Source organism: Exobacillus caeni (assembly GCF_005747095.1).
Lineage (GTDB): Bacteria > Bacillota > Bacilli > Bacillales > Guptibacillaceae > Exobacillus > Exobacillus caeni.
Genome location: NZ_SWLG01000030.1, coordinates 1 through 12,391 on the forward strand (window position 1 = coordinate 1; position 12,391 = coordinate 12,391).

Genomic DNA, 12,391 nt, shown 5'->3' on the forward strand with positions numbered 1-12,391 from the left:
TGACATTGTAACATATGGGTAAGCCGTATGCCTTAATAGGGCACGTACGGTTTGATAAGGGGGAAGCCTTGAAAGAGGTTTCCCTACTTTATTGATCAGTTTTTCCTTATCATTCTTTGCCATTAACATAACGAAATCGCTTATGCTGACAGCAATTTTTTTTGCGTTGGATTTCGTTATCGTTATCCTCATATTTGTGCTCTCGTTTAATTTTTATGAAAAGCGAGGAGAATTCTGATGGCACTGGTAACGAAGATTAAAGAATATCGGGCAAGAAAGGACATGACTCAGGAAGAACTCGCCGCAATTGTAGGAATTCGCCGGGAAACGATCAGCCACCTCGAAAAAGGAAAATATAATCCGTCATTAAAGCTTGCCCATGATATCGCAAAGGCTCTAGGTGGAACGATTGATGAATTATTTATTTTTACAGATGAAAAGCAGGGGTGATTATGATGCGAAAAAATGAACCGATCGTTCAAATTAAAAACTTATCCAAGAAGATCAACAACAAAACGATCATAGATGATTTATCGTTTGAGCTATTTCCAGGAGAGGTATACGGATTTCTTGGTCCGAACGGTGCGGGCAAGACTACCACGATCAGAATGATGGTAGGGTTGATGGAAGCTACTAAAGGCCAGGTGTTCATCAAGGGCCAGAGTATCCAAAAAGATTTTAAAAATGCAATCGCAGAAGTAGGCGGAATCGTTGAAAACCCGGAGATGTACAAGTTTTTATCAGGCTATAAAAATCTTGTCCACTATAGCAGGATGGTTAAGGGAGTCAGTAAAGAAAGGATCGACCAGGTTGTGCAGCTTGTAGGACTTGAAAACCGAATACATGAAAAAGTGAAAAATTACTCGCTCGGTATGCGCCAGCGGTTGGGGCTTGCCCAGGCATTACTTCATTCTCCTTCACTCTTGATCCTGGATGAACCAACGAATGGGCTTGATCCTTCAGGAATACATGAGATCAGGAATTACCTCAGGAAAATAGCCCATGAAGATGGAGTGTCGGTTCTTGTATCAAGTCACCTGTTGTCAGAGATGGAAATGATGTGCGACAGAATTGCGATTATCCAGAACGGTAAACTGATCGATGTGCAAACAGTAGATGACTTTGTCGGGAGAGATCTGCAGGTGAAAGGAAGGTTTACGGTTGTCCCGGTCGATAAAGCGAAAACGATCCTCGAGACGGCTTATCAGGATAAAAAGATTGAAGTGAAAGAAGATATCATTGCGTTAGATATAGAAAAAGAAGACGTTCCAGCCGTTGTTTCGTTGCTTGTAAAAAATGATATTAGGATTTACAGCGTTCAGGCAAACGCAATGACACTGGAAGAAAAATTTCTTGAAGTGACGGGAGGGAATCAAATTGTCTAGCCTGTTAAAGTTAATCCAAAACGAAAATATGAAAATTTATTACCGAATAGGCACATGGGTGATGGTCATTCTGTTGCTTATTGCTGTAATAGGAATGGGGATATTTGTCAAGACAACGAGTGACGAGAACGACAACTGGCAGGTGGCTGTCCAGACCGATATCAAACGGCTGCAAGCACAAAAAGAAAAGACTGAGAGCTTTAAATTTATGAATGAAGAAGTTTTAAAGTCCTATGACAGGCAGATCGAAATAAAGGAGTACAGGCTTGCGAATAACATCCCGCCATTGCCAGCGGATTCTTTTTGGGGATTTATCAACGAGTCATCGAACTTAACGTCGTTTGTAACGTTATTTACGATTGTAATAGCTGCGGGTATGGTAGCGAGCGAATTCAGCTGGGGTACGATAAAGCTGTTGCTGATACGTCCTGTCAGCAGGTCTAAAATCTTGCTTTCAAAATATCTTTCCACTCTCTTGTTTGCCTTTTCGCTTCTGGCCGTGTTGTTTTTATCTTCCGCATTAACTGGCGGGTTGTTGTTTGGCTTCGATTCTGTTTCACAACCCCACTTAACCTATACAGATGGAGCGGTTAAAGAGGTCGGGATGCTGCAAAACATGATAGGTATTTACGGATTAAATAGTGTGGATCTTGTTATCTTATCAACATTTGCATTCATGATGTCATCCGTTTTCCGAAGCTCCTCCTTAGCGATAGGGCTTTCGATCTTTTTAATGTTCATCGGTCCGCAAATTTCGAATCTTTTAAGGAATTATGAGTGGTCTAAATACATTTTATTTGCCAACACAAACCTTCGACAGTATATCGATGGGATTCCTTTTATGGAAGGGATGACGATGACATTTTCTATTAGTGTTTTGATCGGATACTTTGTTATTTTTGTGTCATTATCCTGGCTGGCATTTACAAAAAGGGACGTGACAGCATAAATGAAGGGGCGGCTCAAAAGCTAAGTGCCTGACACCTCCAACACATCATTTAGAAAAACTGGTACAACGTTTCTCTAAAATTTGTGCTAAACGGAGGAGTCAGGCACTTATGGACCGCCCCTTACTATCTTCGATGAAACCTCGTCCGGTCCCCAGCAAGCTTCTTCCACTTTTCCCTTTCTGCAAGCTGGGCCCGTTTGTCGGCCTTTCGTTCAAGGTATGCAAGTTCTCTTTGAAGTTTTATATAGTTTTCGAACCGTTTTTCAATAAGATCTCCGGCATCGATCGCCTCTTTAACGGCACATCCTGGTTCACCATCATGGGAACAGTCCCTGAAACGGCATTGTTCGGCAATCTCCTCAATATCAGAGAAACTCTGGCTGACACTGCTGTCTGCTTCCCATAACTGAAGCTCCCTCATACCGGGCGTATCGATCAGCAGCCCGCCTCCAGGAATCATGACCAGCTCTCTGTGAGTGGTCGTATGACGGCCCTTGTCGTCGCCTTCACGGATTTCTTTTACCAGTAATTTTTCAGAGCCAAAAAGCCTGTTGGTCAATGTTGATTTTCCTGCGCCGGAAGAGCCGAGAAGAGCAACTGTGTGGCCTTCTGTAAGATAAGGCTCTAATTGATCGATCCCAACGTCATCAGTCGCACTGACGGCATGAATCGGAACACCAAGCGCAACATTTTCGACTTCCTCTATTTTTTGGTCGAGATCATCACATAAGTCCGATTTGCTTAGAATAATGACTGGGTTTGCACCGCTTTCCCATGCCATCAACAAGTAACGTTCAATTCTGCGGACGTTAAAATCTTTATTCAGAGCGTTTACAAGAAACACCGTGTTGATATTCGTTGCGATGATCTGTTCTTCCGTTGTATCGCCGGCGGCCTTTCTAGAGAACTTACTCTGGCGGGGCAGCACAGCATGAATCGTTGCTTTTCCTTCTTCCGGCCTTGCTGTGAGGATAACCCAGTCACCGACAGCAGGGAAATCCTCCCGTTCCGAAGCGGTATGGCGGAACTTGCCTGACACTTCTCCCAGCAACTCGCCATGCTCTGTTAAAATTCGATACAACCGTTTGTGCTCTAAAGATACACGCCCGACAGTAAATGGTTGATCTGTATTATATTCAGCAGCTGCGGCTGCAAAGAAATCGTTCCATCCTAATTGTTTTAAATTCAATCAGAAAACCTCCTGTGGATTATAAAATAAAAAAGAGACCCGTACGCCAGGTCTCCCTTCTTAAACAAATTTTGACATGAAGAAACCATGGACCTGAACACAGCCCATGGATTTACCGTCCACATAAAGGTATTCTTCTTTTACCGTTAGGGCTGTGTTATGAGCATTATTCTGTTACGTTTGAATTTAGTCATTACATTGCTCATAACACATACCCCCTTTCAATCTTTGTTTTTATTATAATGGGAAAATTCAAACATGTAAATGGGTTCTTTCAACAAAAAGAAAATTTTAAGGTACACTAAAAATAGTATCTCGATAAAATCTAGTTTTATACAACTTCGTGAATGATAGGGGTGTAGCGATGAAAATAGTGATTGCGCCAGATTCTTTTAAAGAAAGCATGACGGCAATGGAAGCGGCTGATGCGATTGCAAAAGGATTTAGTGATGTTTTTCCTGAAGCAGAAATAATCAGGGTTCCGATAGCGGACGGCGGGGAAGGGACTGTAACCGCATTAGTGGATGCTACTGGAGGCAGGATGATAAAAGCGGCCGTTAGCGGGCCGTTAGGTAAACCGGTTCAAGCCTTTTACGGCCTGTCAGGGGATGGTAGCACTGCTTTTATTGAGATGGCAGCTGCTTCAGGATTGCATCTTGTGCCAGAGAAGAGCCGCAATCCGCTTTATACTTCCACAAGAGGGACAGGAGAGTTAATCCTCAAAGCTCTCGATCAAGGAGTCAGTCGTATCATTCTTGGCCTTGGTGGCAGTGCTACCAATGACGCCGGGGCAGGGATGGCGCAGGCGGTTGGCGTAAAGCTGATCGACAGGTTCGGAAATGAAATAAAAGAAGGGGGAGCCAGTTTAGGTGATGCAGTAGAGATCGACTGCACTAATATCGATAAACGGCTGGCAGGGATCACAATCGAAGCGGCATGCGATGTTAACAACCCCATGGTCGGGGAGAGGGGAGCATCGGCAGTATTCGGGCCTCAGAAAGGCGCAAATACGGATATGGTCAGAATGCTGGATAAAAACCTTTCTTATTTTGCGGATTTAATAAAAAAGGAGCTTGGCAAGGACATTAAATACGTTCCTGGAACAGGGGCAGCCGGAGGGCTCGCAGGAGGATTGATAGCCTTTTTGTCGGCACAACTCATGCCAGGTGTAGAGATGGTGTTAAAAACGATAGGGTTAGAAGAACACTTAAGGGATGCTTCTCTGGTTGTGACAGGTGAGGGGAAAGTGGATGGCCAGACTGCTTTTGGAAAGGCTCCTGCCGGTGTTGCGGCATTGGCGAAGAAGTATCATCTGCCGGTCATAGCGGTTGCAGGGCAGGTCAACGGCAATAACGATGTGTTAAGGAAGAACGGTTTCGATGCCGTGTTCTCTATTATTCCTGGAGTGATACCTCTTGAAGAGGCACTAGAGAACGCTTCAAGCTACACGTATCACACAGCAAGAAATATAGCAGAGGTGCTGAAAATAAACTGGAAATAAAAAGGTGGCTGCCTTTACCAGGTACAGGAATCTGAAAAGGCAGCCATTTTAAAGTTTTACATCATTTCTTTTTTCTCTTTAGCTTGTCTGGATGTAATATCCCGAATCCACTCCATAAAAGCTCTAACAGAAACAAACGTGACAAAAAGAGAAGTGAACGTGTGGAACCAGCTCCATTTAATGTATTTTATTAACTGCGTGTTTTTTTCAAGCCATACTTCGAACAATGTCATTGGCGTGGTGTACAATACAGCCTGAAAAATCATGCCTGGAAATTTTGATCTATACGATGTCTGATTATAAGCCACACATGCCAGTGGAAATAAAAGATAATCGAACAGAAGACTGCTGTGAAATGATTTAGGCGCTAAACGGACAGGATATTTCAACCATTTCTTTGAAACCACATACATCCCGATAAAACTTGAAATGACGCCCTTTAGAAAGAAGACGAGTACCCAGTCTTTCGTTGGAGGTCTGCGAATCAGGAAAGCGGTCGCTGTTAATCCGAATAAAAGCAGGCCTCGTAAGATTAATCGTTCTTTCATTTCACACCCTCCTTATCCTCTTCCTTTAGCTTGCTTCGGGGAGGCGGGATTCATTCATAAAAAGGACTTTTTATTCCGTTCTCATTTCTCTGGCATTCTGGATTATCTTTTTTATCGCTGCTTTGCGCCATGATTTGACCGCTTCGATACTTACACCTTCTTCTGCGGCTATTTGTTTCGTTTGCTTTTGTTCGAGCACACTGTGAACGACCCATTTACACTGATTATCTGTTAATCCTGTTAAATAGGATTGAAGGATTTCTGTTTCCAAAAGATAAACGGATGATGGATCGATGACGCCTGAGAGAACATCGTCTGACACCGTTGTTTGCTTTTCCTGGATTCGGATATCCTTTTTTATCTCATCTGTAATCTTCCATCGTATCTTAGAATAAGCAAAGCTTGAAAAAGTGCCTTTTGATTCCTCAAACTGCAAGTAAGCTTCCCAGAGACCGATCAGTCCTGCCTGATAATACAATTCAAAGTCCTTAAAGACATGTAACTTTTTCAACTGGCTTTTAATCAACGGTTCGTACTTTCTGGCTATTTCTTCAAAAGATAGTGGATATTGTTCCACTTTAAAATCCCTTCGAACAAGCGCCTGTTCCTTTATTCCGCGGTGACCTAAGCCTAAACCAGCAGAAAAAAACAAGCACACGAGCATATGTATAATAGCCTGAATGAATTTATCCACAGATTTTCGGGGGTCTGACCCCTCTCAAATCTGTGGATAACTATCGATGGGTGGAATGTGATGTATGGCTGTATTGGAGGATTCACTGTACGAAAAAAAGCTGACTCGAATGAGTCAGCCTCTGGCAAGCTTTTCGGTTAGTTTACAGGCAGTTCACTTTTTCGTATGCAAATTTTGGCGTTGATGCCTTTTAGCTGCAAGCCTTCTACAATTTTTCTCAGCTCTTCTTTTGTAAGAGTCGTCTCCTCCATCGTTTTTCCCTCCTATACCAGGTCGATTTGTAGCATGTTGGCGATCTCTTCCCTATGTTCGGTTAACGCTTCGATTTCTTTGAAATTCGCTAGCATCCCCTGAAATAAAAATCTGCGCGGTTGCTCCTTTTTGCTTTCTGCCATTAAAAAATCGATTGTTTCATGCAGCTCTTCTTTTTTGGCCGGAGATATGTCCTGCTCGGTGATAATTTCTTGCATACTGCGAAGTCGTTCTTCCATTTGATTTTGGATCTGTTCTTCCGAAACCTTTTTATCTTGCATAAAAGGACTGAATACTTCTCTTCTTAAAAGTGGTTCGTTATCGTCTCTTAGAATTCCTTTTACCATGTCGTCGATTCTTTGAACAATATATTCAGCTAGATTTTCTAAGTTTAGTTTATTGTTATCTATGATTAGCACATGAAAGTAAGAACTGATTATCCCATCAAGTAAAATTGCTGCGTCAACCACATGTCTGGTAATCGGTTCTCCATAGATGTGTAGTAAGTTAGATTCGAGCCATTCATGGTTTTCCCGGCGGATTCTAAAAATAATGGAATCGGTTTCTTTGTTTAATGTTAAAGCCTGTTCCCTTAATTGCATGATGATAAACTCTTTGTGTTCTAAAATTTCTTTAAATTGGGTAATCAGTTGGTTTTGAAAAGAATCTTTTGGAGAAAGTTCTTTTTTGGCCGCCTGTGAAACTTTTGAACGCATCTTTTCGTAATAGTGATGGAATATTGAAAAGATCAATTCGTCTTTGGATTTAAAGTAAAGATAAACGGCTCCTTTAGAAATGCCGCTCTTATCAGCTATTTCTTGAATGGAAGTGGAGTGAAAGCCTTTCTTGGCAAAAAGCTTCATAGCCGTTTCGATTATAAGCAGTTTCTTTTCATTCATGACATCACACCTTCTACATACACTGTCTTTTATATTCTATCATGTTTTGCCCTATTCCTATCATTAAGATTTTATAAAAATTAGCGATTTGACCAATCAGTCATGCTGAAGAAAGTTCCGTTTGTTTGAAAATAATTCACACTTTGATGTATTGCAAAAAACTATTCATTCCGTTATAGTGTACGGTGTGATGACCAGTCAGTCAATAGGAGAGAGGAGTAAAAAAGAGAGATGAAAAAAATCATAAACTTTGCATTGAATAATAAATTTGCCGTTTGGCTCCTGACCATTATTGTCACAGCAGCAGGTTTATATGCTGGAATGAATATGAAGCTTGAAACGATACCGGATATTAATTCTCCTATCGTGTCTGTGACGACAGTGTATCCAGGGGCTGCACCGGAGGAGGTTGCTGACGAAATTTCGATACCGATAGAAAAAAGAGTCCAATCTTTGCCGGGTGTCGATGTTGTCAGCTCTTCTTCTTTTGAAAACGCGTCGAATATACAAATCGAATATAACTTTGATAAAGACATGGAAAAAGCAGAGGATGAAGTCCAGGAAGTGATCAACAAACTCGATCTTCCCGATGGAGCACAGGACCCTTCCGTTTCCAGACTTAGTTTCAACGCTTTTCCGATCATGTCGCTAAGCGTATCGAGCAGCGGCCAAACACTAGATCAATTAACGGAGACCGTCGAAGGGGATGTTGTACCTGCGATCGAAGGACTGGAAGGGATATCTTCTGTAACGATTTCAGGGCAGCAGGTGGAAGAGGTTCAGCTACAATTTAAAGAGGATAAAATGCAGCAGCTTGGATTAAGCGAGGACACTGTTAAAAATATTATTAAAGGGTCAGCTGTTGAGTATCCGTTAGGTTTATTTAACTTTGAAGACAGCCAAAAAGCGGTGGTCGTGGATGGGAATATTACCTCTTTGGATGACCTGAAAAATCTTGAGATTCCTGTTATTCCTTCAGGACAGGGGAACCAGGCCGGAGGAGCACAGCAGCAGGGTAACAAGCCAGCTGCACAACCGAACCAACCAGCCGGATCACCGACTGCCCAAACAAGCCAGCAATCTGAGGCTGCTCCGGAAATTCCGACAGTTCAACTGTCAGAAATAGCTGATATCGAGCTTGTTGGAAAAGCAGAATCGATATCCAGAACAAACGGAAACGAATCGATCGGCATTTCGATCGTAAAATCAGCAGACGCTAATACGGTAGATGTCGTAAATGCTGTAAAAGATAAAATGGATAAAATGGAATCAGAACACGAAGGACTTGAAATCGTAAACATCTATGACCAGGGCGAGCCGATTGAAGAATCGGTGAGCACAATGCTTAATAAAGCGGTCGTTGGGGCAATATTCGCGGTATTGATCATCCTGTTGTTCCTGCGAAATATTAAATCGACATTAATCTCCGTAATTTCGATTCCCTTATCACTATTAATCGCTGTCTTGCTGTTGAAGCAAATGGATATAACGTTAAACATTATGACACTCGGAGCGATGACTGTTGCAATCGGGCGTGTTGTCGATGATTCGATTGTCGTAATCGAGAACATTTATAGGCGGATGTCGCTCTCCACAGAAAAGTTGACAGGTAAAGCATTGGTTCGAGAAGCGACAGCTGAAATGTTTATCCCGATCATGTCGTCCACAATCGTGACGATCGCAGTATTCCTACCGCTCGGGCTCGTAAAGGGACCGGTCGGGGAAATGTTCCTGCCTTTTGCGTTAACGATCGTGTTTGCGTTATTAGCTTCATTGCTAGTAGCGATTACAATTGTGCCTATGATGGCTCATTCGCTATTTAAAAAAGGATTGAAGAATACAGAAGACCATGAAGAAAAGCCGGGGAGACTGGCTGGCGGATACAAACGCGTTTTAAATTGGTCATTGAACCATAAGATCATCACGTTCGGCCTTGCTGTCATCCTACTTGTTGGCAGTTTGTTCCTTGTTCCGATCGTAGGGGTGAGCTTCCTGCCATCTGACCAGCAGAAAATGATCATCGCCACTTATAATCCTGAACCGGGGCAAACGGAAGACGAAGTAGAGAATATTGCTTTACAAGCAGAGGGTTATTTTAGTGACAAAGAAAAGGTTGAAACCATCCAGTTCTCCGTCGGCGGAGGAAACCCGATGAACCCCGGGCAAACAAATCAGGCGTTGTTTTTTGTGGAATATAACGAGGACACCGAAAACTTTGACAGCGTCAAAGAAAATGTCCTGGAAGATCTTAAGGGGCTTGCTGATAAAGGAGAATGGGGCTATCAGGACATGTCTGCTTCTGGTGGAAGCAACTCCATCACACTGTTTGCATATGGCAAAGATATGGATCAGCTTGAACCGATCGTTAGCGAAATAACAGATATGGTGGAAAACGACGATACTTTTACAAACGTTGATTCCAGTATTTCTGAAGCTTATGATCAGTATACCCTGGTCGCAAACCAGGAAGAACTAAGTAAACTCGGGCTTACAGCAGGCCAGATCGGAATGGAACTGTCCAAAGTGGGACAGCGCCCGGTTTTGACAACGATCCAAAAAGACGGAAATGAAGTAAATGTGTATATGCAGGTTGAGGAAAAGAATTATGAAGACCTGGAAGATTTAAAAAATACTACTGTCCAATCGCCGCTTGGGATAGAAGTGCAGCTTGAAGATGTAATGAATGTAGAAGAAGGTGAATCACCAGATACGATCACCCGGAGGAACGGAAAGGTTTATGCAAAGGTCACTGCTGACATCACAACAGATAATGTCGGAGAGGCTTCCCAGAACCTTAAAAAGGAGATAGATAAACTTGATCTCCCTGAGTCTGCTTCAGTTGATTTTGGAGGAGTAACGGAACAAATTAACGAGTCGTTTACACAGTTAGGGCTTGCGATGCTCGCTGCGATCGCGATCGTCTATCTTATCCTTGTGATTACCTTCGGTGGAGCACTCGCACCGTTTGCGATTCTCTTCTCATTGCCTTTTACCGTTATCGGGGGACTGCTTGGACTGTTTATCGGCGGAGAGACGATCAGTGTTTCTGCTTTGATCGGCATGCTGATGCTCATCGGGATCGTCGTAACAAATGCTATTGTGCTTATCGACCGGGTGATCCATAAAGAGAAAGATGGGTTATCTACACGAGAAGCACTTCTTGAAGCAGGTGCAACGAGGCTGCGTCCAATATTGATGACAGCACTTGCAACAGTCGGGGCCCTTGCACCGCTGGCCATCGGACTGGAAGGCGGAGCTTTGATCTCAAAAGGGCTTGGAATTACTGTAATCGGTGGATTGACCAGTTCTACCATCCTTACTCTGGTAATCGTACCTGTCGTTTATGAGTTTTTTGCAAAGTTTAGAAGGAACCGTCCAGAATAAAATAAAGAATTGAAAGGGACTGGCACATGAGCCAGTCCCTATTCTATAGTATAAGTTGTTGCTGTTTCCAATCGGCCGCCCAGCATCATTTCAACTTGATTTTTCTTTCTTTCTTTTCTTGATAACTTTGAGTCCTTCTCTCCTGCTGAGAGGAGCGAGAGATTCTTCTTCAATAAATTTTTCTACCATAGCGGGTTCTGTCTTGGAGTATTCGCGTAAGGCCCATCCAATCGCTTTTTGAATGAAAAATTCGTCCGAGTCGGAGGATTCCTTGATATATTTAAATAACATCACGCTGTCTGTTTCTGTTTTGTAGGATAATTGAAAAAGGATTGCCGTTCGTTGCAGCCACATGTTCCCGGAGTCCATCCATCTGCGTGTAGTTATATCCTTTAAATGGGGATGCAGTCTAAAAAACTCTCCCACGAGCCCAGACGCGATAGAATCGATCGTATCCCACCAGGATTTTGTTACAATTAAATGTTCCAGCAGAAGAATGATATCAACAGGAAGCTTTTTAAGCGCTTTGTCGAGCAGGCTGATCGCTATGTACTGATATTCCCGTTCTGGCAGTTGCCAGAGTTCTTCGATCGTTTGGTTAAAGTTATTTTCCTGCGGCATGCCGTGTTCTTTAATAAACGTCTTTAGCAGTTTTTTTCTTTCAGGTGTTTTGATGCCAAGAAACTCAAATTGATCTCTCATATACTTTTTCATAGGTTCTGCATCATCGTCGTTCCTATGGCTATAAAAAAAGCTTTCCAACTCTCTGACATATTCCAACACATACACCTCCGACATTATTTGTCCATCCAATCCATTCTTTGCCGGGCATTGTTTCTCCTTCTTCCCAAAAAAGGTTACTGCCGGGGTCCCCATAAAATAATTGAAACACCGATTAAACAAAACATTGCTCCTACCCAATCAAAAGCATCAGGCGTTTTTTTATCAACCAACCATCCCCAAAAAAGGGCAAGAACAATAAAAATGCCGCCATAAGCTGCATAGACCCGTCCGAAAGAGGGAAAGTGCTGCAAGGCTGGTATAATGCCGTACAAAATTAAAATGATTCCTCCTGCAACACCATACGATAACGGCTTTGACTCTCGTAGCCATAACCATACCAGATACCCTCCGCCGATCTCTGCAATGCCGGCTAGCAGAAAGAGAAAAAGTGCATACATATGAATCCTCCCGATTGTTTGCTTCTTTCATCATAACGAAAAAAAAGAAAAAGAGGAATGTTTTAAAGAGAAACAAGCGCGGTAATATATCTAGATGAAGGTGAATCTTTTTTCGGTAATTGTTTAGCCTAAGAATAGTATCTGGTACTCTCCAGAAAAAATTTTCGAAAGGAGAGAAAACGTGAAAGAGTTTAGTATTTATATCGAAACGGTAGGAAACGTATCCAAGCATTTTAATATTAAAGCAGAATCCTATGAAAAGCTTGTGGAAGATATTAAAGCGGAAAAGAGCGGATGGCTGGAGTTTGACGATGAACTTGTCAACGTAAGCAATGTGATATCAGTCCGGGTTAACAACGTAGAAGATATTGATACTATGTAAAAAAGCTACTCTTCTCGGGTAGCTTTT

General features: G+C 42.5%; 13 protein-coding genes. 6 read left to right on the forward strand and 7 right to left on the reverse strand.

Annotated elements, in window-relative coordinates; translation table 11 throughout:
- The coding region (locus FCL54_RS24270) for a hypothetical protein (protein ID WP_138129512.1) at nt 1-192 on the reverse strand (192 nt) is incomplete at its 3' end.
- 45 nt (nt 193-237) lie between these two features.
- On the opposite strand from FCL54_RS24270, the gene FCL54_RS22350 reads away from it, so the two are divergent.
- The 3 genes from FCL54_RS22350 to FCL54_RS22360 are packed head-to-tail and all read left to right on the forward strand — an operon-like array spanning nt 238 to nt 2,334.
- The gene (locus tag FCL54_RS22350) at nt 238-450 is read left to right on the forward strand and encodes a helix-turn-helix transcriptional regulator (RefSeq protein WP_138129513.1); all 213 of its coding nucleotides are present in this window, start codon (nt 238-240) and stop codon (nt 448-450) included.
- A 2-nt stretch (nt 451-452) separates the two neighbouring features.
- Nucleotides 453-1,385, forward strand: coding sequence for an ABC transporter ATP-binding protein (locus tag FCL54_RS22355; protein ID WP_138129514.1), 933 nt, complete (start codon nt 453-455; stop codon nt 1,383-1,385).
- Nucleotides 1,378-2,334, forward strand: coding sequence for an ABC transporter permease (locus tag FCL54_RS22360; protein ID WP_171016979.1), 957 nt, complete (start codon nt 1,378-1,380; stop codon nt 2,332-2,334). The genes FCL54_RS22355 and FCL54_RS22360 overlap by 8 nt, the downstream gene beginning before the upstream one ends.
- A gap of 124 nt (nt 2,335-2,458) precedes the next feature.
- Here FCL54_RS22360 and rsgA read toward each other — a convergent pair whose 3' ends face one another.
- A complete protein-coding gene (gene rsgA / locus FCL54_RS22365; RefSeq protein ID WP_138129515.1) occupies nt 2,459-3,523 on the reverse strand; it encodes a ribosome small subunit-dependent GTPase A in 1,065 nt (354 codons plus the stop codon).
- Between the two features lie 364 nt (nt 3,524-3,887).
- Here rsgA and FCL54_RS22370 point away from each other — a divergent pair, with 364 nt between their 5' ends.
- Nucleotides 3,888-5,024, forward strand: a complete 1,137-nt coding sequence (locus FCL54_RS22370; protein ID WP_138129516.1) for a glycerate kinase — start codon at nt 3,888-3,890, stop codon at nt 5,022-5,024.
- Between the two features lie 56 nt (nt 5,025-5,080).
- Here the strand turns inward: FCL54_RS22370 and FCL54_RS22375 are convergent, their stop codons facing one another.
- The 3 genes from FCL54_RS22375 to FCL54_RS22385 all read right to left on the reverse strand — a co-directional run bounded on the left by FCL54_RS22375 (nt 5,081) and on the right by FCL54_RS22385 (nt 7,417).
- Nucleotides 5,081-5,572, reverse strand: a complete 492-nt coding sequence (locus FCL54_RS22375) for a CBO0543 family protein (protein ID WP_138129517.1) — start codon at nt 5,570-5,572, stop codon at nt 5,081-5,083.
- A 70-nt stretch (nt 5,573-5,642) separates the two neighbouring features.
- Nucleotides 5,643-6,149: a sigma-70 family RNA polymerase sigma factor gene (locus FCL54_RS22380; protein WP_171016980.1), complete on the reverse strand. Its 507-nt coding sequence runs from the start codon at nt 6,147-6,149 to the stop codon at nt 5,643-5,645.
- Nucleotides 6,150-6,529: 380 nt separating this feature from the next.
- Nucleotides 6,530-7,417, reverse strand: coding sequence for a TetR/AcrR family transcriptional regulator (locus FCL54_RS22385; RefSeq protein WP_138129519.1), 888 nt, complete (start codon nt 7,415-7,417; stop codon nt 6,530-6,532).
- A 231-nt stretch (nt 7,418-7,648) separates the two neighbouring features.
- Between FCL54_RS22385 and FCL54_RS22390 the strand changes: the two genes are divergently transcribed.
- Nucleotides 7,649-10,801 carry an efflux RND transporter permease subunit gene (locus FCL54_RS22390; protein ID WP_138129520.1) on the forward strand — a complete coding sequence of 1,051 codons (3,153 nt, stop codon included), beginning with the start codon at nt 7,649-7,651 and terminating at the stop codon, nt 10,799-10,801.
- 90 nt (nt 10,802-10,891) lie between these two features.
- Here FCL54_RS22390 and FCL54_RS22395 read toward each other — a convergent pair whose 3' ends face one another.
- Nucleotides 10,892-11,584, reverse strand: a complete 693-nt coding sequence (locus tag FCL54_RS22395) for a DNA alkylation repair protein (RefSeq protein ID WP_425467168.1) — start codon at nt 11,582-11,584, stop codon at nt 10,892-10,894.
- Between the two features lie 74 nt (nt 11,585-11,658).
- A complete protein-coding gene (locus FCL54_RS22400; protein WP_138129522.1) occupies nt 11,659-11,982 on the reverse strand; it encodes a YnfA family protein in 324 nt (107 codons plus the stop codon).
- A 181-nt stretch (nt 11,983-12,163) separates the two neighbouring features.
- Between FCL54_RS22400 and FCL54_RS22405 the strand changes: the two genes are divergently transcribed.
- Entirely contained in the window at nt 12,164-12,364 is a 201-nt protein-coding gene (locus tag FCL54_RS22405) for a hypothetical protein (protein WP_138129523.1), read from the forward strand.
- Nucleotides 12,365-12,391 lie beyond the last annotated feature (27 nt).

What these genes read in the sequence shown, in the direction of transcription:
- FCL54_RS22350 (WP_138129513.1), top strand. Translation starts at nt 238, where the DNA reads ATGGCACTGGTAACGAAGATTAAAGAATATCGGGCAAGAAAGGACATG.
- FCL54_RS22355 (WP_138129514.1), top strand. Translation starts at nt 453, where the DNA reads ATGATGCGAAAAAATGAACCGATCGTTCAAATTAAAAACTTATCCAAG.
- FCL54_RS22370 (WP_138129516.1), top strand. Translation starts at nt 3,888, where the DNA reads ATGAAAATAGTGATTGCGCCAGATTCTTTTAAAGAAAGCATGACGGCA.
- FCL54_RS22375 (WP_138129517.1), bottom strand. Translation starts at nt 5,572, where the DNA reads ATGAAAGAACGATTAATCTTACGAGGCCTGCTTTTATTCGGATTAACA.
- FCL54_RS22385 (WP_138129519.1), bottom strand. Translation starts at nt 7,417, where the DNA reads ATGAATGAAAAGAAACTGCTTATAATCGAAACGGCTATGAAGCTTTTT.
- FCL54_RS22390 (WP_138129520.1), top strand. Translation starts at nt 7,649, where the DNA reads ATGAAAAAAATCATAAACTTTGCATTGAATAATAAATTTGCCGTTTGG.
- FCL54_RS22400 (WP_138129522.1), bottom strand. Translation starts at nt 11,982, where the DNA reads ATGTATGCACTTTTTCTCTTTCTGCTAGCCGGCATTGCAGAGATCGGC.